The sequence below is a fragment of the Fructilactobacillus sp. YLN 2412 genome (genome assembly GCF_059488745.1).
On sequence record NZ_CM183165.1, the window covers coordinates 589362 to 610011 of the forward strand.

18 protein-coding genes are annotated in these 20650 nt (G+C 33.5%); all 18 read left to right on the plus strand.

All coding sequences use genetic code 11. From position 1 onward, the window contains the following. On the plus strand, positions 1-564 hold the full coding sequence (frr, locus tag AC0GLR_RS02855; protein ID WP_495605265.1) for a ribosome recycling factor: 564 nt from the start codon (positions 1-3) through the stop codon (positions 562-564). Between the two features lie 19 nt (positions 565-583). After that, positions 584-997: a hypothetical protein gene (locus AC0GLR_RS02860; protein ID WP_495605266.1), complete on the plus strand. Its 414-nt coding sequence runs from the start codon at positions 584-586 to the stop codon at positions 995-997. A gap of 48 nt (positions 998-1045) precedes the next feature. Continuing rightward, positions 1046-1786, plus strand: a complete 741-nt coding sequence (uppS, locus tag AC0GLR_RS02865; protein WP_495605267.1) for an undecaprenyl pyrophosphate synthase — start codon at positions 1046-1048, stop codon at positions 1784-1786. A gap of 13 nt (positions 1787-1799) precedes the next feature. Beyond that, positions 1800-2588 (plus strand): phosphatidate cytidylyltransferase, encoded by a 789-nt coding sequence (locus AC0GLR_RS02870; protein WP_495605268.1) that lies wholly within the window; start codon positions 1800-1802, stop codon positions 2586-2588. Positions 2589-2607: 19 nt separating this feature from the next. Then, on the plus strand, positions 2608-3885 hold the full coding sequence (rseP, locus tag AC0GLR_RS02875) for an RIP metalloprotease RseP (RefSeq protein WP_495605269.1): 1278 nt from the start codon (positions 2608-2610) through the stop codon (positions 3883-3885). A gap of 18 nt (positions 3886-3903) precedes the next feature. Further along, positions 3904-5610 (plus strand): proline--tRNA ligase, encoded by a 1707-nt coding sequence (locus tag AC0GLR_RS02880; protein ID WP_495605270.1) that lies wholly within the window; start codon positions 3904-3906, stop codon positions 5608-5610. A gap of 53 nt (positions 5611-5663) precedes the next feature. Next, a complete protein-coding gene (locus tag AC0GLR_RS02885; RefSeq protein ID WP_495605271.1) occupies positions 5664-9977 on the plus strand; it encodes a PolC-type DNA polymerase III in 4314 nt (1437 codons plus the stop codon). A 113-nt stretch (positions 9978-10090) separates the two neighbouring features. After that, on the plus strand, positions 10091-10573 hold the full coding sequence (gene rimP, locus AC0GLR_RS02890; protein ID WP_495605272.1) for a ribosome maturation factor RimP: 483 nt from the start codon (positions 10091-10093) through the stop codon (positions 10571-10573). A gap of 15 nt (positions 10574-10588) precedes the next feature. Beyond that, positions 10589-11707, plus strand: coding sequence for a transcription termination factor NusA (gene nusA / locus AC0GLR_RS02895; protein ID WP_495605273.1), 1119 nt, complete (start codon positions 10589-10591; stop codon positions 11705-11707). 20 nt (positions 11708-11727) lie between these two features. After that, entirely contained in the window at positions 11728-12030 is a 303-nt protein-coding gene (gene rnpM / locus AC0GLR_RS02900; RefSeq protein ID WP_495605274.1) for an RNase P modulator RnpM, read from the plus strand. Next, positions 12017-12319, plus strand: coding sequence for a L7Ae/L30e/S12e/Gadd45 family ribosomal protein (locus AC0GLR_RS02905; RefSeq protein WP_495605275.1), 303 nt, complete (start codon positions 12017-12019; stop codon positions 12317-12319). The genes rnpM and AC0GLR_RS02905 overlap by 14 nt, the downstream gene beginning before the upstream one ends. Positions 12320-12332: 13 nt before the next feature. Further along, complete coding sequence (gene infB / locus AC0GLR_RS02910; protein WP_495605276.1) at positions 12333-14750, plus strand: translation initiation factor IF-2; 2418 nt, start codon at positions 12333-12335, stop codon at positions 14748-14750. Between the two features lie 21 nt (positions 14751-14771). Next, positions 14772-15122 carry a 30S ribosome-binding factor RbfA gene (gene rbfA / locus AC0GLR_RS02915; RefSeq protein ID WP_495605277.1) on the plus strand — a complete coding sequence of 117 codons (351 nt, stop codon included), beginning with the start codon at positions 14772-14774 and terminating at the stop codon, positions 15120-15122. Between the two features lie 68 nt (positions 15123-15190). Next, a complete protein-coding gene (gene truB / locus AC0GLR_RS02920; RefSeq protein WP_495605278.1) occupies positions 15191-16102 on the plus strand; it encodes a tRNA pseudouridine(55) synthase TruB in 912 nt (303 codons plus the stop codon). Positions 16103-16112: 10 nt separating this feature from the next. Further along, positions 16113-17051 carry a riboflavin biosynthesis protein RibF gene (ribF, locus tag AC0GLR_RS02925; RefSeq protein WP_495605279.1) on the plus strand — a complete coding sequence of 313 codons (939 nt, stop codon included), beginning with the start codon at positions 16113-16115 and terminating at the stop codon, positions 17049-17051. A gap of 98 nt (positions 17052-17149) precedes the next feature. Further along, entirely contained in the window at positions 17150-18184 is a 1035-nt protein-coding gene (gene hrcA / locus AC0GLR_RS02930) for a heat-inducible transcriptional repressor HrcA (RefSeq protein ID WP_495605280.1), read from the plus strand. A gap of 12 nt (positions 18185-18196) precedes the next feature. Continuing rightward, a complete protein-coding gene (gene grpE / locus AC0GLR_RS02935) occupies positions 18197-18736 on the plus strand; it encodes a nucleotide exchange factor GrpE (RefSeq protein ID WP_495605281.1) in 540 nt (179 codons plus the stop codon). Between the two features lie 48 nt (positions 18737-18784). Continuing rightward, complete coding sequence (dnaK, locus tag AC0GLR_RS02940; protein ID WP_495605282.1) at positions 18785-20629, plus strand: molecular chaperone DnaK; 1845 nt, start codon at positions 18785-18787, stop codon at positions 20627-20629. Positions 20630-20650: the final 21 nt, after the last annotated feature.

The following is a 20650-nucleotide window of genomic DNA, read 5'->3' on the forward strand; positions in this document are numbered from 1 at the left end:
ATGACAAATTCAAAAGAACTTATTAAAGAAACGCAACACAAAATGGATAAAGCTCAAAGTGTTTTGGAAAATGATTTAGGCCAAATGAGAGCTGGAAGAGCAAATGCTAGTATTTTAAAACCGGTTAGTGTTGAATATTATGGTACTCAGACTCCACTAAATCAGGTAGCATCAATTTCAATTCCAGAACCTCGTATAATGATGATTACCCCATATGACAAGAGTTCTTTAAAAGATATTGAACGAGGGATTTTAGAAGCCGATTTAGGTCTAAATCCAATGAACGATGGTGATAACATTCGCATTGAAATTCCCCAATTAACTGAAGAACGACGGAAAGAAATTGCAAAAAAAGCTAAAGCAATTGGGGAGCAAAGTAAAGTAGCAATTAGAAACGTCAGAAGAGACAGTATGGATATTGTTAAACGTGACAATAAAAATGATGATATTAACGATGATGAAGCTCATGAGTTGGAAAATCAGATTCAAAAGCTGACTAACAGTGCTATTAGTGGAATTGATAAAATTGTAAAAGAAAAACAAGAAGCGCTTATGAAAAACTAATTTTTTAGGAAGTGTTAGCATGTCTAATAAACAAGAAAAGGAACATGAAATAACACCTGGGACGTTAGAGTTTGATAAAATGGTGTTTAAACTCAATGAGTCAGTTAATGCTGAAAATGTTGCCACATTTAATTTTGGTAAAGAGCAACTACATGAGATCCAACAAGGAATTTATGTCATGCCTGCTTATATTTCGGATGATTTTAATTTGTTTTTTATGGCATCTCAGTTAATTGCCAAAGATTGGGTTATTTCATTTTCTGAAGCAACCATGGAAAATGGGACTGATGTTACTGATTTAGCAGAACCCATTACCACTGGTAAAGGATTAAATTTGTTAGGAGTTCATAGCCCTGCAATTGCAAACAAAATCCTAAAATATTTCAACACGTTGGCGAATGCTAATCGTGGCGAATGGAGATTAATCAAGTAAAGGATGAGTGTTCTCATCCTTTATTTACTTTAAAAATGGGGTGTATTAATGAGTGACATTCAATTAGATAAAAATAGAATCCCCAATCATGTAGCAATCATTATGGATGGTAATGGCAGATGGGCACAAAAACGTCATCTCCCGAGAATTGCTGGTCATAAAAAAGGGATGAATGTCGTTGAAGATATCACTACCACTGCAAGTGATATGGGAATTAAAGTTTTGACGCTTTATGCTTTTTCAACTGAAAATTGGAAACGTCCTTCTAATGAAGTTAAATACATCATGAGCTTACCTACCACTTTTTTTAATCGATTCATTCCTAAGTTAATTAAAAATAATGTTAAGGTTATGACGATTGGCGATATATCTAAACTTCCATCTAAAACTAAAAAAGCTGTAGCAGACGCTAAAGCAGATACTAAAGATAACACTGGTATGATTTTAAATTTTGCATTAAATTATGGTAGTCGAGATGAGATTATCGATACTACTAAGTTTTTGGCAAAAAAAGTTGAAAATGGAGAATTAAATGCAGACCAAATTGATTCCAACTTATTTTCTGATAATTTGTCTACATCATTTTTGGGTAAATGGGCTGAACCAGATTTACTAATTAGAACTAGTGGTGAAGAAAGAATTTCTAATTTTTTGCTGTGGCAGATTGCATATAGTGAATTAATTTTTGTTGATAAGTTATGGCCGGATTATAAGCCGTCTGATTTTGAACAAACTATTATTGAATTTCAACAAAGGCATCGTCGTTTTGGCGGGTTAAATAATAAATAGGAGCTTTATAATTATGAAACAACGAATTTTAACGGCAGTCATTGCACTGATAATTTTTATTCCAATTATTTTAGCCGGAGGTATTTGGATTGATACAGCTGCAGTTGTCTTGGGATTAATTGCAATGGCTGAAATTTTCATTATGAAAAAGAGAATGATTATTTCTGTAGAAGCATTGATTGCTTTTATAGGAGTAACTTCATTGATTATTCCAGCAAATTTTTCTGGTTTGTTGCCAAGTTATCTAAGTCCCTCTTTTTTGTTTTATATTTTAATTATGTTGTTATTGTTAGCAACGGTATTTTCAAAAAATAAATTTAATTTCGATGACGCCGGAGTTTATACAATGGCAATGTTATATATTGGTTTTGGGTTTCATTACTTTATTATTGCTAGACAAGATAGTTTAACAACCCTGTTATATGCTTTGTTTATTGTATGGTGTACTGATTCAGGCGCTTATTTTATTGGTAAATATTTTGGTAAAAATAAACTAGCTAAACATATTTCTCCTAATAAAACTTGGGAAGGTTCCATTGGTGGAACTCTTATTGCAACGATTGTATGTACAATTTTTGTTTTCTTTTTCCCAATAGAAGGTTTTAGTACTTTAGCAATGTTTTTTATTACTATTATTTTATCAACGTTTGGACAACTTGGTGATTTAGTTGAGTCAGCTTTAAAACGTTTTTATGGTGTTAAAGATTCTGGAAAAATTTTACCTGGTCATGGTGGAATTTTAGATCGTTTTGATAGTTTGTTATTTGTACTTCCATTGCTTCATTTATTTGGAATTGTATAATTGAAAGGTTTGTGATGATTTGATAACAACTATAGTTAGTTTTATCATTGTTTTTGGAATTTTAGTTTTTGTACACGAGTTTGGTCATTTTATTGTAGCTAAAAAATGTGGAATTATGGTCCGTGAATTTTCAATTGGGATGGGGCCAAAATTATTTTATTATCGTCGTAATCACACCACTTATACAATTCGAATGCTTCCCCTTGGTGGGTACGTCCGACTTGCTGGAAGTGTCGATGACGAAGATGACAAAATTCAACCTGGAACTCCAGTAAAATTACAAACTAATGATAATGATTTAGTTACCAAAATTGATTTAAGTAATAAAAATCAAATGTTTAAAGGTATACCATTTCAAGTTTCTGATGCCGATTTGGTAAATGGACTTTGGATTGAAGGATTTGAAAATGGTGATGAAAAAGAAAAAAAGAGATTTTCAGTTGATCATGACGCTTTAATTATCAAAAGGGATGGAATTGAAGTTCAAATTGCACCAGCAGATGTTCAATTTCAAAATGCACCAGTATCTAAGCAAATCATGGTCAATGCAGCTGGAATTGTTAATAATGTGATTTTGGCGATTATTGCATTTACGGTATTGGCTTTTATGCAAGGTGGGGTATCAAATAATTCTAATCAAGTTAATATTCCTAATAATCATCCTAGTGTAGCAAAAGATGCAGGAATTAAATCAGGAGATCGAATTATCGCAGTTGATGGGCATAAAACTAAGACATTTCAGTCCATCGGAGAGCAAGTAGAAAAAAAGCCAAATCAAAAGATAAAATTAAAAGTTTTACGTGACAAAAAAAATAAAAATATTACTTTGAAAACAGATTCCCAACAAGTACAAAAGAAAAAAATTGGCATAATTGGCATCACAGCTACCACTAACGATAGCTTTGAAGCTAAAATCACATCTGGTTTTACTAAAACTTGGTCAACGACAGTTCAGTTGGCTGGTGCATTGTGGTCGATGGTTTCCGGACATTTTTCCTTAAATGATCTTGGTGGTCCAGTAGCAATCTATGCTAGTACTTCACAAGCTACTTCCTATGGAGTTACAGGAGTAGTTGCATTATTAGCTTGGCTGTCAATTAATTTAGCAGTGGTAAATTTAATTCCTATTCCAGCTTTAGATGGGGGTAAAATTCTTTTAAATGTTATTCAAGCAATTAGAGGAAAACCCATTTCAGAAAAAACAGAAACAGTTATTACTTTAATAGGTTTTGGATTTTTAGTTATTTTAATGATTTTAGTAACTTGGAATGATATTATGCGATATTTTGTGCATTAATAAGGTAGGAGCGGTAAAATGAAACAATCAGAAATGTTGATTCCAACACAAAAACAAGATCCAACTGGGGCAGAAGCAATTAGTCATAAAATGTTAATTAGAGCTGGCTATATTCGTCAGGTTTCAGCGGGAACTTATGCATATCTGCCTTTAGCTTATCGAGTTTTAGAAAAGATAGAAAAAATTATTCAAAGTGAAATGAATAAGACGGGAGCTAATGAAATGTTGTTACCTGCCATTATTCCTGCTAGTTTTTGGAAAGAGTCCGGACGATATGATTCTTATGGTCCAGAATTATTTAAATTAAAAAATCGTCATGATACGGATTTTATTTTAGGACCAACTCATGAAGAAACTGTTACCGAATTAATTAAAGGGACAGTTAATTCTTATAAAAAACTTCCATTAAACATCTATCAAATCCAATCTAAGTATCGAGATGAAGATCGTCCTCGTTATGGTCTTTTGAGAAGTCGTGAATTTCTAATGTTAGATGCATATTCATTTTCAGCCAATGATGATGATTTAGATGAAGTATACAAAAAAATGCGAACTACTTTTGAGAATATTTTTAATCAGATTGGTTTGAGTTATCGTGGCATCATTGGAGATAGCGGAAGCATGGGTGGTTCAGATTCTATGGAATTTTCTGCACCAGCAGCTGTCGGAGAAGATACAATTGTATATTCAGATGATAGTGATTATGCTGCTAACTTAGAAATGGCTACAGATATGTTTGTTAACAAAAAATCACATAGTGAATTAAATGATTTGGAATTAGTAGATACACCAGATATTAAAAATATTAAACAAGTTGCAAAATTTTTTGATATTGATTCAAAACAAATTATTAAAAGTTTACTTTATATAGTTGATGAAAAGCCAGTATTAGTATTATTACGTGGTGATCAAGAAGCTAATATTGCTAAAATCAAACATTTTTTTAATGCTGAGAATGTTGAACTTGGTACATTAGCACAGATTGAAGATTATTTAGGCGTTAAACCAGGCTCTGTTGGACCTTTTAATGTTAATGAAGAGATTTCTATCGTTGCAGATGAGTATGTAAAAAGTGTTGTAAATGGAGTTGCAGGTTCAAACGAAAATGATAAACATTATAATGGGGTTAATCCTGAACGTGATTTACAAAACGTCCATTACGGAGATTTTAGAACTGTTAAAGAAGGAGATATTTCCCCTGATGGAAGTGGTGTACTCCAATTTACTAAAGGTATTGAAGTTGGTCATATTTTTAAATTAGGGACTCGTTATTCTAAAGTGCTTGGCGCAGATATTTTAGATGAAAATGGTCGTCGGCAGCCTGTTATTATGGGATGCTATGGGATTGGTATAAGTAGATTACTATCAGCAATTTCAGAACAACAAGCTGATAGTAGCGGATTGGTGTGGCCTAAATCCATCGCACCGTTTGATGTTCATATTATTCCAACTAACTTGAAAAAAGAATCGCAGTCTGAACTTGCCCAAAAAATTAATGATGGTCTTGAAAATGCAGGTTTCCAAGTTCTAATTGATGATCGAAAAGAACGAGCCGGTGTTAAATTTGCTGATTCTGATTTGATTGGAATTCCAATTCGAATTACGGTTGGTAAAAAAGCTGATGAAGGAATTGTAGAGGTCAAAATTAGAAAAACTGGTGAAACAGTTGAAACTAGAGTTGATGATTTAAAGAATACAATTCATATTTTATCAAAAGAAATATAGCATTAAGACCAGCATTAACTGGTCTTTTTTGTTAGACAAGAGAGGAGTTTAAAGTGTCCTTAAATAAGAAAGAACAATTTGATAAATTGTTAGATCAGATTCAAATTGATAAAAATCAGCGAATAGCGTATCAAAATGCTCAAATAGATGAGGTTAAGGTTCATCAAAAATCAAATAAATGGGAATTCCATTTTTCATTTCCAAAAGTTTTACCATATACTATTTTTGTAGATTTTATTAGTAAATTGAGAGCTTCCTTTAGCCAAATTGCAAATATAGACTTTTTTATTAAGTCACAACAGACTGAGTTAAGTAATCGGGAACTAGGTGATTATTGGAAATGGGTTGTTAAAAATTCAGGGCTTCAATCAAATTTAGTTTATGAATTATGTAATAATAATGTTCCAAAATTAGAAGATGGACGAGTAACTTTTTTAGCCATTAATGATTTAGTCAAAGATTTTATGACAAACAAGGCTTTAGGACCAATTGAAGAAACATATCAAAAAGTAGGATTCCCTAATTTTTCTATTCATACCATGGTTGATGAGACTGAATCACAGGCTCAAATTCAACATTTAAAAGCAGAAAAAAAAGAACGTGATGAAAAATTAGCTAAACAAGCTCGAGATTCTATGAATAAAGCTAATTTACAAAAGTCATCAATTAAAAGTACTGAAAATGCGATGATTGGGCGTAAAATTGCTGATAATGTAGATGTAACTCAAATGGAGAATATAACTGAAGAGGAACGTTCAGTCGTTGTCAATGGTTATGTTTTTGATAAAGAAATCCGAGCTCTGCGATCTGGACGTCAGTTATTAATTTTAAAAGTAACTGATTATACATCTTCGCTTACTATTAAGAAATTTTCTAAAAACGATGATGAAGCGACTCAATTTGCTGGTTTACAAGAGGGTAGTTGGGTTAAAGTTCGAGGAAGTATTCAAGAGGATAATTATTCGCACGAATTGGTTATGAATGCTTATGATATTAATCCAATCTCACATGCGGAACGTCAAGATACCGCCCCAGGTGACCAAAAAAGAGTTGAGTTACATTTACATTCAAACATGAGTCAAATGGATGCAACTAATTCTATTTCTGATTTTGTTTCAAGAGCTTCAGATTGGGGACAAAAAGCCATTGCAATTACTGATCATGATGATGTTCAAGCTTTTCCAGATGCCTATAATGCTGCTGAAAAAAATAATATTAAGATGTTATATGGAATGGAAGCTAATGTGGTCGATGATGGAGAACCAATTGCATTTAATGACAAACATGTTCCCTTAAAAGATGCTACTTATGTTGTATTTGATACTGAAACTACGGGGCTTTCAGCAATTTATGACCGTGTAATTGAATTATCGGCAGTTAAAATACAGGGAAATAATGTTATTGAAGAATTTGAAGAGTTTATTGACCCAGGTTTTCATTTGTCTGAGCAAACTACTAATTTGACTTCAATTACTGATGATATGGTTGCAGGATCAAAATCAGAAGAAGAAGTTTTTAAACTTTTCAAGGAATTCTGTGATGATTCAATCGTGGTCGGGCATAATGTAACATTTGATGTGGGATTTATGAATACTGGTTACGAACGTCACGGAATGTCTAAGATTAATAATCCAATCATTGATACATTAACATTAGCTCGTTTTTTATATCCAAATTACAAAAGTTATCGTCTTAACACGTTAGCAAAGAAATTTGATGTAGTTTTGGAACATCATCACCGTGCAATTTATGATGCTGAAACAACAGGTCACTTAAATTATCTTTTTTTAAAAGATGCCGAAAAAGAATATAATATTCAATTTCATGACCAGTTAAATGATCATATGACTGAAAATAATGCTTATAAACATGCTCGACCATTTCATGCGATTTTAATGGCACAAACTCAAGCTGGCTTAAAAAATTTATTTAAATTAGTCTCTTTAGCACACATCAAATATTTTTATCGAGTTCCCCGTATTCCTAGGAGTGAAATAGAAAAATATCGAGAAGGAATTTTAGTTGGATCTGCCTGTTCTAGTGGCGAAGTGTTTACAGCAATGATGCAAAAGGGAAAGCAAGAGGCATTGGATAAAGCTAAGTTTTATGATTATTTAGAAGTTCAACCACAAGCAGCTTATCAGCCTTTGCTTGATAGTGGGTTAATTAGTGATCGTGGTAAACTCCAAGATATTATTAAAAATATGTCAGAAGTTGCTGATGAAACTAAAATTCCACTTGTAGCAACGGGAGATGCTCATTATCTTGATCCTCACGATTATATTTATCGCAAAATTTTAATTAATTCTCAGGGTGGAGCAAATCCATTAAATAGAACTGAATTACCCAAATTGCATTTTAGAACTACAGACGAGATGCTAGAAGATTTTAAGTTTTTGGGTGATGAAAAAGCAGAGCAAATAGTAGTTGATAATCCGAATCAGATTGCTGATAAAATTGAAGATATTCATCCTCTAAAAGATAAATTATATACTCCTAAAATGGAGGGTGCAGAGGATGAAATTAAGCAAAGAACCTTAAATACGGCGCATCGTTTATATGGAGATGAATTGCCTAAAATAGTCCAAGATCGATTAGATCGAGAGTTAAAAAGTATTATTGGAAATGGATTCTCAGTTATTTATTTAATTTCACAACGATTAGTTTCGAAAAGTAATAAAGATGGATATTTAGTTGGTTCGCGTGGATCAGTTGGATCTAGTTTAGTAGCAACTATGACAGGAATCACAGAAGTTAATCCGCTACCACCGCATTATCGGTGTCCTAATTGTCAATATTCGGAGTTTTTTACTAAGGGTGAATATAGTTCGGGTTTTGATTTACCCCAAAAGAAATGTCCAAAATGTGGCACGATAATGGTGGGAGATGGGCATAATATTCCCTTCGAAACTTTTTTAGGATTTAAAGGAAATAAGGTACCTGATATTGATTTGAATTTTTCTGGAGATTATCAATCAATTGCTCATAATTATACTAAAGTATTATTTGGTGAAAATAATGTATTTAGAGCCGGTACTATTGGAACAGTTGCTGATAAAACGGCTTATGGTTATGTAAAAGCTTATGAGCGAGATACTGGTAAAAACTTTAGAAATGCTGAAATTGATCGACTTTCTAAAGGAGCTACTGGAGTTAAAAGAACAACTGGACAACATCCAGCCGGGATAATCGTAGTACCTGATTACATGGATATTTATGATTTCACTCCGATTCAATATCCAGCCGAAGATCAAAGTGCCGCTTGGAAAACGACCCATTTTGATTTTCATTCAATTCACGATAATATTTTAAAGTTAGATATTTTAGGACATGATGATCCAACCATGATTCGAATGTTACAAGATTTGTCTGGAATTGATCCATATACAATTCCAATGAATGATGAAGGAGTTATGTCAATTTTTAGTGGTCCTGAGATTTTAGGAGTAACTTCAGATCAAATTTTTTCTAAGACTGGAACTCTTGGAATTCCTGAATTTGGAACTAGTTTTGTGCGTGGTATGTTAGAAGAAACACATCCCCAAAACTTTTCTGATTTACTTCAAATTTCCGGTTTATCTCATGGGACTGATGTTTGGTTAGGTAATGCAGATGAATTGATTAAGGATGGAACAGCAACAATTTCTAACGTAATTGGTTGTCGTGATAATATCATGACCGATTTAATTAATTATGGTGTCGATTCTGAAACTTCTTTTCAAATTATGGAAAAAGTTCGTAAGGGTAAAGGAATCAAAGATGAATGGCAACAAACGATGCGTGATGCAAATGTTCCTGAGTGGTATATTGATTCTTGTCTTAAAATTAAATATATGTTTCCAAGAGCCCATGCTACTGCTTATGTGTTGATGGCATTACGAATCGCTTATTTTAAAGTTTATTTTCCACTGGTATACTATGCGGCATATTTCTCGGTTCGTGCAGATGATTTTGATGTTGAGGCAATGTCTCATGGTAAAGATGCAGTAAAAAACGTAATTAATGAAATTAATGGTAAAGGAACTGAAGCATCAACTAAAGAAAAAAATCTATTGACGGTAATGCAAATTGCTAATGAAATGTTAGAACGTGGTTTTGAATTTGAAATGATTGATTTACAACGTTCGGATGCTTCGGAATGGCTTATGGATGGTAAAAAATTAATTGCTCCATTCAGTTCGGTTCCAGGATTAGGCTTAAATGTGGCTAAGCAAATTGTAGCAGCTCGTGAAGATAAACCATTTATTTCAAAAGAAGACCTAGCTAAGCGTGGAAGTGTTTCAAAGACGGTAATAGAATATATGACCAAAAATGGAGTTTTAAACGGATTACCTGATGAAAATCAACTTAGTTTGTTTGATATGTAGTTACATTGAAGAAACAATAGTATTATGTTATATTTAACTTAGTGATTAAAACTCTTTTAGGAGTGAGCAGAGATGCTCGCTCTTTTTATTAGAAACTTTTAGGAGGTAAATAGTTGAGCGAAGTAAGCGAAATTATTGACAGAGTTACTGACACGGTTAATCCGATTTTAAATGAAAATAATTTTTATTTATACAATGTTGAATTTGTGCAAGAAGGCGGGAGCTGGTACCTGCGAGTTTACATTGATAAAGATGATGGAGTTACACTTGATGATTGTGTGACAGTGAGCGATCAATTAAGTGAAAAATTAGATGAACTAAATCCAGATCCTTTTGTAGAACCTTATTTTTTAGAGGTATCTTCTCCGGGAGCTGAACGTCCGCTACTTAAAGAACAAGATTATCAAAATGCAATTGACAAATATATTAATGTTTCTTTATACCAAAAATTAAATGGTAAGAAAGTATTCGAAGGAACTCTAACTAAAGTTACTGAAAATGATTTAACTTTGACAGTTAAAGTTAAAACTGCACGTAAAAATGTTGTGATTCCAAGAAAGTTAATTTCCAAAGCACGATTGGCAATTGAATTTTAATTAGGAGAACAAAGAATGAGTAAAGAGTTAGTTACAGCGTTAGATGCGTTAGAACAAGAAAAAGGTGTTAAAAAAGAGGTTGTTATTGACGCTTTAGAAGCAGCATTAGTTTCAGCTTATAAACGTAATTATGATCAAGCACAGAATGTTGAAGTGGAATTTGACGAAAAAAACGGCAATATGAATGTTTATGCAGTTAAAAAGGTTGTTGAAGAAGTTGTTGATTCACGTTTAGAAGTTAGTTTAGAAGAAGCATTACAAATTAATCGTGGATATGAACTAGGTGATGAAATTAAATTTAAAGTAACACCTAAAAATTTTGGGCGCATTGCTGCACAAACTGCTAAACAAGTTATCATGCAACGAGTTCGAGAAGCAGAACGTGAAACGGTTTATAACAAATATAGTAAATATCAAGATGAGTTAGTAACTGCCGAAGTAGAACGTCAAGATAATCGATTTGTTTATTTGAATTTGGATGGTGTAGAAGCAGTTATGCCACAAAATGAGCAAATGCCAAATGAAAATTATCGTCCTCAAGATAAGATTAAAGTTTATGTAACAAATGTTGATGATGCTGCTAAGGGACCACAAGTTTTTGTTAGTAGAACAGCTCCTGGATTATTAAAACGCTTATTTGAGCAAGAAGTTCCTGAGGTTTATGATGGGATTGTTGAAATTGTTTCAATTGCACGGGAAGCTGGGGATCGTTCTAAAGTAGCAGTTAAGTCAAACGATTCTAATATTGATCCAGTTGGAACTACCGTTGGACCTAGAGGACAGCGAGTTCAAGATATCGTAAATGAACTAGATGGTGAAAACATGGATATTGTTCAATGGAAAGAAAATCCAGCCGAGTATATCGCCAATGCTTTAAATCCAGCCGATGTAATTGATGTTATTTTTAAAGATGGTGAAGATAAAGCATGTACAATTGTAGTCCCCGATGATCAACTCTCTCTTGCAATTGGAAAACGCGGGCAAAATGCAAGATTAGCAGCTCGTTTGACTGGATACAGAATTGACATTAAATCTGAATCAGAAATGAACAGTGATCAAGATGATAAAAGTCAACCAAATTCTGATGATCAGTTGAATACAGACAATGATGAAATCGTTAAAAGTGACGATTAATTTCTAAAGAGGGATTAATTATGAAAAAAAGAAAAATTCCCATGCGTAAAGATGTTATTTCAGGAGAAATGTATCCCAAACGTGAATTGGTTAGAATTGTTCGGGATAAGGATTTAAATGTATTCCTGGATCCCACTGGGAAAAAATCAGGCCGGGGTGCCTATGTGCGTGTTGAAGTTGATGCTGTAAAACAAGCGCGTGATCAACATCTTTTAGATCAAGTTTTTGATGTAGAATTATCTAATGAATTTTATGATGAGTTAATTGAATATGTAGACCATGTTCAGGCTCGTCAAGAACTGAAGAAAAATGACAAATTATAGTCAAATGTTAAATCTTTTGGGAATTGCACGTCGAGCTGGTAAGATAGTATCTGGAGAAGATATTGTACTGAACAACATTAAAAAGAATAAAGTTAAATTTCTCTTTATTGCTAATGATGCTGGGACATCCAGTGCTAAAAGATTTTTGAATAAAAGTAATTTTTATCATGTTCCATTTAATAATGAAATAACTAAAAACGACTTAAGTGATGCAATCGGACAAAGTCGAACAATCGTTGGAATTACAGATAATGGTTTTGCGAGGAAGATAAATGAATTAAATAAATAAGGAGAGTGATTTTATGGCTAAAAAAAGAATTTATGAATTAGCTAAAGAACTTAATGTACCAAGCAAAAAAGTTCTTGGAATTGCACAATCAAATGGTTTTGATGTAAAAAACCATATGTCTTCACTAGATGAAGCACAAGAAAAGAAGGTTCGTGGTGCATTAAATAATCATAAAACGGAGAGTAAAAAAACGGTGGCAAAACAGTCTACAAATAGTAATACTCAACATAATAAGCCTGTAAACCAAACACATACAAAGGGTAAGTCAACGAATACTCAAACTAGCAGACCTAAGCCACATAGTGATAGTCAAAGCAAGCAAAATCATAATTCAAGAAATAATCACTCTAATCATAATCAACATAATGCTTATCATGGTCCAATTACTAAGGTAAATCATAATCGTACCAATAATTCTACTAATAATCATACGAGTAACAGTAGTAATAGCATCAACAAACCCACTAACCATACTTCAAGCAATAACAATACCCAGAGTAAACCAGCTAGTAGTGGAAATGGTAAGTTCGGTGGTAGTTTAAATCGTAATAATAAAAAGAAGCGTCGTAATCGGAATAATCATAATAACCGATTTAGTAATATGTATTCTAAAAATCAGCGAATTAGACAAAATCACAAGAAACAGCCTACGGTTCGTAAAAACCGTCCATTACCAGAAACTTTAGTATATGTTGATGGTATGAATGCTCAAGATATTGGTAAAATTTTGCATCGTGAACCAGCTGAGATTATTAAAAAGTTGTTTATGTTAGGTATGATGGTTAACCAAAATCAATCGCTTGATAAAGATACGATTGAGGTTTTGGCTGAAGATTATGGAATTAAGTCTCAAGAAAAACAACAAGTCAATGTATCAGATATTGACAAATTCTTTGAGGCAGAAGAAAAAAACACTTCCTATCAAGCTCCACGTCCCCCAGTCGTTACTATCATGGGACATGTTGATCATGGTAAGACAACTTTACTTGATTATTTACGCCATTCTCACATCACCTCTGGAGAAGCTGGCGGAATTACGCAAGCAATTGGTGCTTACCAAATGAAACATGATGATAAAGAAATTACTTTTCTTGATACTCCAGGACATGCAGCTTTTACTGAAATGCGGGCTCGTGGTGCTAACATTACTGATATTACTGTATTAGTGGTAGCAGCTGATGATGGAGTAATGCCCCAGACTGTTGAGGCAATTGATCACGCTAAAGAAGCTAAAACACCAATTATCGTTGCTGTTAATAAGATTGATAAGCCAGATGCTAATCCTAACCATGTTAAAGAACAATTAATGGGATATGGATTAGTACCAGAAGATTACGGTGGAGATACTATTTTCGTAGATATCTCTGCTAAAGATGGTACCAATGTTGATGAATTATTAAATATGATTCTATTGCAAGCCGATGTGATGGAATTAAAGGCTAATCCAAAACAAAATGGTGCTGGATCGGTTGTTGAAGCTCGTCTTGACCGTGGTAAAGGACCAGTTGCAACTTTGTTAGTACAACAAGGAACTCTACATCGTGGTGATCCAATTGTGGTTGGAGATACCTTTGGTCGTGTTAGAACGATGACTAATGAATTAGGGCAAGATATAGACAACGCTACTCCATCAACTCCAGTTGAAATAACTGGATTGAATGATGTTCCAGAGGCTGGGGATCGTTTTGTTGTCTTTGATGATGAAAAAACGGCGCGTGCTGCTGGGGAAGAACGTGCTAAAGAAGCAAAAATGGAAGAACGAAAACAAAATAATCGAGTTACTCTTGATAACTTGTTTGATTCGATGAAGCAAGAAGATATGAAACAGGTTAATGTTATTATTAAGGCTGACGTTCAAGGTTCCGTTGAAGCTTTAGCAGATAGTTTGAAAAAGATTAATGTTGAAGGGGTTAATGTCAATGTTATTCATGCTTCAGTTGGTGCTGTTAATGAAAGTGATATTGCATTAGCAAAAGCAAGTAATGCCATCATCATCGGATTTAATGTTCGTCCAACTCCACAGGCTAAGAACCAGGCAGAAACTGATAATGTCGATATTCGTCTTTACCAAGTTATTTATAATGCAATTGACGATGTTACTGCTGCAATGAAGGGTAAACTTGATCCAACTTACGAAGAAGAAGTTACTGGAAACGTTGATGTTAGACAAATTTATAAAGCAGCTGCCGTTGGAACAATTGCTGGTGGAATGGTTAGTGATGGTTATATCACTAATGACAGTAAAGTTCGTTTAATCAGAGATAGTGTGGTTAAATATGATGGAGAAATTGGAAGCTTAAAACGTTTCAAGGATGATGTTAAAGAAGTTAAACAAGGTCATGAGTGTGGTCTTACTATCGAAAACTATAATGACATCAAAGTTGGAGATGTTGTGGAAGCTTACCATATGAAAGAAGTAGCCCCTAAATAGGGTTTAGAAAAGAGAGTAATTATGGCACAGTATCGTGTAGGAAGATTACAACAAGAAATTCAAAAAGAAGTCGATGATATTTTATTAAAACGTGTTCGTGATCCTCGAGTTAAAGGTGTTACAATTACTGGCGTGGAGGCGACCGGTGATTTGCAACAAGCAACGATTTATTACAGTATTTTATCAGATGACAAAAAAGAACAAGAAAACGTTCAAAAGGGACTTGATAAAGCAACTGGATTAATTCGTGGTGAATTAGGACATCGTTTGAGCATTTATGTTACCCCGGAAATTCATTTTGAACGTGATCAATCGATTCAATATGGAAGTAAAATTGACCAAATGATTAATGATTTGAACAAAAAAGAATAAATAAAATGACTGAGAATTTATTTCTCAGTCATTTTTGCGTACATATCTAAGTAAGGAGTGATATAAAAATGATTTCTGGAATTATTCCATTATATAAACCGATAGGAATGACCAGTTTTAAATGTGTAAGTAAAATCAGAGGAATTGTGCATCAAAAAAAAGTTGGCCACAGTGGAACTTTGGATCCTAATGTTGATGGTGTATTACCAATCTGTTTAGGGCATGGAACTAAAATAGTTGATTATTTAATGGCATCAGGGAAAATTTATCGAGGTGCTATTACTCTTGGATTTGCAACAACTACCGAAGATTTGGACGGAGAAATTATTGCAGAAAATCATGATTTTACCCCACTAACAACGAATCAAATAGAAACTGGATTAAAAAAATTTATTGGAGAAACAATTCAAATCCCGCCAATGTTTTCAGCAATTAAAGTTAAAGGGCGTCGATTATATGATTATGCTCGAAATGGTGAAGAGGTTGAACGTCCTAAACGAAAAATTAAAATTGATTATTTCAAACAACTTGGCAATAGTATTATTGACGAAACAACTCAAACGCAAACTATCTTTTTTGAAGTCAAATGTGGTAAAGGTACTTATGTTAGAACCTTAGCCGTTGATTTTGGCAAGCAATTTAATATTCCTGCTGTGATGTCACAATTAACTAGAATTGAAAGTGGGGGTTTTAATTTAAATCAAACCGTAACTTTTTCACAATTAGAAACAGCTTCCAAGCACAATGAAATTGAAAAGCTGGTTTATCCCATCGATAATGCTCTCAAAGCCTATCCACAAGTTGAACTTTCCAAATCACAATGGGAATTAGTTCAGCATGGCGGTTTTATTGACACTAGAGAAGTTAATACTACTGAAGCTAAAATAGTTTTAAGATATAATGAAAAGACTAGAGCGCTTTATTATAAAGATGCTGAAAATAATAGATATAAACCATTTAAAATGTTTAATCTTGATTAGAGGATTGGTTATGCAGGTAATTAAATTATCGGATTCAATTAATAATAGTTTAAAAACAAAACCAGCTGTAATTGCAATGGGTTTTTTTGATGGTGTCCATTTAGGTCATCAAGAAGTTATCAAAACTGCAAAAAAAATCGCAGATAAAAATGGACTTCCTTTAGCAGTTTTGACTTACGACCACCATCCCGCATTGGTTTACCATAAATTAAAAGGCAATGCCGCTCGTTATTTAACTATTTGGGATCGAAAACAACAACTATTTCAAGATTTAGGTGTGGATATTGTTTATCAAGTAAATTACAACTATCAGTTTCAGTCACAAAATCCCCAAAAATTTGTCGATGATTTTTTGTTGAGATTAGATCCTCAAACAGTTGTAGCAGGGTTTGACCACACGTATGGGGCTAAAAATGCTAAGATGTCGGATTTGCCTAACTACGCTAAAGATCGATTTAAAATTGTAACAGTACCGGCTGATAAACTTGATCGGAAAAAGATTAGTTCGACTAGGATTAGGAAAAATTTGGAAGCTGGTCACATTGAAACTGTAAATCATCTTTTAGGATATCGATTTGAAACTAGTGGAACCGTGGTGCATGGGTTTGCCCGTGGTAGAACATTAGGTTTTCCAACTGCTAATATTGAATATAGTAATTTGCAACAAATGCCAGTTGAAGGAGTTTATGTTGTTAAAATTATGGTTGGACAACAATGGTATGGAGGCATGGCATCGATTGGTAGAAATGTTACTTTTGGTAGTCAAAACCCAATCACATTAGAAATAAATATTTTTGATTTTAACCAGAATATTTATGGCAATCATGTGCAGGTACAATGGATGTCTAAAATGAGAAATGAAGTTAAATATAATGGCAAAAAAGAGTTAATTAAACAATTACAACAGGATGAAATTGATGCTCGCAATTTTATTAAATTAAACTGTTAAATTATAAGCATCATTCTTGACCTTTATTACATTCCTTGATAAAGTATAAATGTACCTTAGCACTTGGGAAGAGAGAGTGCTAAAAAGGAGTGATGGGAATGCTCACTGAGAGACAGAACCTGATACTTAAGTACATTGTGGATTATTATTCTGAAACTGGAGATCCAGTTGGTTCTAAAGCTTTAGCAAAGAAGTTACCAATTAATGTTAGTTCGGCTACCATTCGGAATGAAATGGTTATTTTAAGTAATTATCATTTAATTGATCAGGTGCACACGTCATCTGGAAGAATTCCTTCTACTCAGGGATATCGTTATTATGTGGATAATTTGGCTAAGCCATTACCTCTTGATAATAAATATCGAGATTATATTAGTACTTCATTGAGTGGATCTTTTCGACAAATTGATGATATTGTACGTCAATCGGCAAAGATTCTTTCTCAAGTAACGGATTATGCAGCAATGACTTTTAGTCCTGAAAATCCAAGTAATGATATTATCAATCATTTTCAATTGGTTCGATTAAATGACCACCATTTAATGGCGGTTATTGTAATGGAAAATGAACAAGTAGAAAGTCAGTCTTTTTTGGTTAAACAAGAAGTAAATGCTAGCCAGATTGAAATGTCTACTAATCTTTTGAATCATCATCTTTCCGGGTTAACGACGAGCCAAATTATGATTAAAATTCAAGATGGTTTTTTTGATAATTTGAAACTATATATTAAAGATACAACTCCTATTCTAAATGCATTTAAGTATTTGATCCAAAAAGTTGTTTCTGATCGTTATTTTGTAAGTGGAAGATTAAATTTATTTAATCAAAATCATGATTTAAAAAATGCTAAACCGTTATATTCATTTTTGAATGAAAATTCGCGTTTAACTGAAATTTTGAATCATAGTTCTCAACCAATTTCAGTTCAAATTGGTTCTGAGTTGCAAGACGATATTTTGAAAGATTATAGCCTGATTGCAGGGACTTATGATGTTGGAATTCATGGTATTGGTCGAATTGCAGTTATTGGTCCGACTAGGATGGAATATCCTAAAATATTAGGATTAGTTGATGCGTTTCGTACTGAAATGCAAGAACAAATCAAAAATTATTATCACAGTTATGATCAGTAAAGGAGAATGATTATGGCAGATAAACATTCAGATGAAAAAGAAAATATAAAAGAAGATCAAGAAGCTGTTACTAAGGAAGATAAGAATGTAGCTGCTGAAGATGGTGAAGTTGTAAATTTAAAAAAACAACTTGATGAAGCACAAAATGATTATTTAAGAGCTCAAGCAGAAATTCAAAATATGCAAAAGAGCAATCAAAAAGAACAAAGTAATCTTGCTAAGTTTGGGGCTCAAGGACTTGCAAAGGATATTATTCCAGCAATGGATGATTTAAAACGTGCCCTAGAGGTTAAAGTTGATGACGAAAGTGGCCAACAATTAAAATCGGGGATTGAAATGGTTTTCAAACATCTAAAAAAAGCTTTAACTGATAATAATATTAGTGAGATTGACGCTGCAGATGTTGATTTTAATCCAGAACTTCATCAGGCAGTGCAAACTGTTGCTGCTAGTGAAGAACATCCAAGTGGTACAGTAGTACAAGTTTTACAAACTGGTTATGAACTTGCTGGTCGGGTGATCCGTCCAGCAATGGTAGTTGTGGCACAGTAGTTGCAATTATCTATAAAAATTAAAATAAATTAAAAAAGGAGTATTAAAATGGCAAGTAATAAAATTATTGGTATTGATTTAGGTACTACTAACTCAGCTGTTGCAGTTATGGAAGGTGGAAAACCAAAAATCATCACTAATCCTGATGGTTCAAGAACAACTCCATCTGTAGTTGCATTTAAAGATGGTGAAATTCAAGTCGGTGAAGTTGCCAAACGACAAGAAATCACTAACCCTAATACTGTTCGTTCAATTAAGAGTCACATGGGTGAAGAAGGCTACACTGTTGATATTGATGGAAAGAAATATACTCCACAACAAATTTCAGCAATGATTCTTCAATATATCAAGGGTTACGCTGAAGACTATCTTGGCGATACAGTTAGCGAGGCTGTAATTACTGTTCCCGCTTACTTTAATGACGCTCAACGTCAGGCAACTAAAGATGCTGGTAAAATTGCCGGACTTGATGTTAAACGGATTATTAATGAACCAACTGCCGCAGCTTTGGCATATGGTTTGGACAAACAAGATAAAGATGAAAAGGTATTAGTTTATGATTTAGGTGGAGGTACATTTGATGTATCTGTTCTTGAATTAGGTGATGGTGTTTTCCAAGTACTTTCAACTAATGGTGATACTCATCTTGGTGGGGATGACTTTGACCAACGTATCATTGATTGGTTAGTAGCTGAATTTAAAAAGGAACATGGCATTGATCTTTCACAAGATAAGATGGCTTTACAACGTTTGAAAGATGCTGCTGAAAAAGCAAAGAAAGAATTGTCTGGTGTTACTTCAACAGAAATTAGTCTTCCTTTCATCGCTTCAAATGATAATGGACCTCTTCACATGCAAACAACTCTTAGCAGAGCCAAATTTAACGAATTAACTTCCGATTTAGTTGATAAGACTAAAGAACCTTTGGAAAACGCATTGAAAGATGCTGGATTAAGTACTAGTGATATTGATGAAGTTATTTTAAATGGTGGTTCAACTCGTATTCCTGCTGTTCAAGAAGCTGTTAAAGAATGGACTGGCAAAGAACCTAATCATTCAATTAATCCTGATGAAGCTGTTGCTCTTGGTGCAGCTGTTCAAGGTGGAGTTTTGACTGGTGACGTTAAAGACGTTGTTTTACTTGATGTTACACCCTTGTCATTAGGTATTGAAACAATGGGTGGAGTATTCACTAAGTTAATCGAAAAGAATACAACTATTCCTACTTCAAAATCACAAACATTCTCAACTGCTGCTGACAATCAAACAGCCGTAGATATTCATGTTTTACAAGGTGAACGTCCAATGGCAGCTGATGATAAGTCATTAGGTCGTTTCCAATTAACAGATATTCCAGCAGCTCCACGTGGAATTCCTCAAATTGAAGTTACTTTTGATATTGATAAAAATGGAATTGTAAACGTTTCTGCCAAAGATAAAGGAACTGGTAAAGAACAAAAAATCACTATCAAAGATTCAGGCGGTCTTTCTGACGATGAAATCGATAAGATGATGAAGGAAGCTAAAGCCAACGAAGAAGCAGACAAGAAGAAAAAAGAAGAAGTTGACTTAAACAATGAAGTTGACCAATTAATCTTCCAAACTGACAAGACTTTGAAAGATGTTGAAGGTAAAGTTTCTGAAGATGAAATCAAGGGTGTTAAAGATGCTGAAGAAGAATTAAAGAAAGCTAAAGCTGATGGCAATCTTGATGACATGAAAGCTAAAAAAGATGCTTTAAATGAAAAAGTTCAAGCCGTTGCAGTCAAGTTGTATCAACAACAACAAGCTCAAGGTGGAGATGCTGCCGGTAATGCCGATGCATCAAAAAAAGATGATGGAAATACTGTTGATGGTGATTTCCATGAAACTAAAGATGAAGATCAAAAATAATCTGATTCTAAAAGTTCAATA

Bases quoted from the DNA above. Each gene is read 5' to 3' on its own strand.
- frr (WP_495605265.1), top strand. From the start codon at position 1: ATGACAAATTCAAAAGAACTTATTAAAGAAACGCAACACAAAATGGAT.
- AC0GLR_RS02860 (WP_495605266.1), top strand. From the start codon at position 584: ATGTCTAATAAACAAGAAAAGGAACATGAAATAACACCTGGGACGTTA.
- uppS (WP_495605267.1), top strand. From the start codon at position 1,046: ATGAGTGACATTCAATTAGATAAAAATAGAATCCCCAATCATGTAGCA.
- AC0GLR_RS02870 (WP_495605268.1), top strand. From the start codon at position 1,800: ATGAAACAACGAATTTTAACGGCAGTCATTGCACTGATAATTTTTATT.
- AC0GLR_RS02880 (WP_495605270.1), top strand. From the start codon at position 3,904: ATGAAACAATCAGAAATGTTGATTCCAACACAAAAACAAGATCCAACT.
- nusA (WP_495605273.1), top strand. From the start codon at position 10,589: ATGAGTAAAGAGTTAGTTACAGCGTTAGATGCGTTAGAACAAGAAAAA.
- rnpM (WP_495605274.1), top strand. From the start codon at position 11,728: ATGAAAAAAAGAAAAATTCCCATGCGTAAAGATGTTATTTCAGGAGAA.
- AC0GLR_RS02905 (WP_495605275.1), top strand. From the start codon at position 12,017: ATGACAAATTATAGTCAAATGTTAAATCTTTTGGGAATTGCACGTCGA.
- infB (WP_495605276.1), top strand. From the start codon at position 12,333: ATGGCTAAAAAAAGAATTTATGAATTAGCTAAAGAACTTAATGTACCA.
- rbfA (WP_495605277.1), top strand. From the start codon at position 14,772: ATGGCACAGTATCGTGTAGGAAGATTACAACAAGAAATTCAAAAAGAA.
- truB (WP_495605278.1), top strand. From the start codon at position 15,191: ATGATTTCTGGAATTATTCCATTATATAAACCGATAGGAATGACCAGT.
- ribF (WP_495605279.1), top strand. From the start codon at position 16,113: ATGCAGGTAATTAAATTATCGGATTCAATTAATAATAGTTTAAAAACA.
- hrcA (WP_495605280.1), top strand. From the start codon at position 17,150: ATGCTCACTGAGAGACAGAACCTGATACTTAAGTACATTGTGGATTAT.
- grpE (WP_495605281.1), top strand. From the start codon at position 18,197: ATGGCAGATAAACATTCAGATGAAAAAGAAAATATAAAAGAAGATCAA.
- dnaK (WP_495605282.1), top strand. From the start codon at position 18,785: ATGGCAAGTAATAAAATTATTGGTATTGATTTAGGTACTACTAACTCA.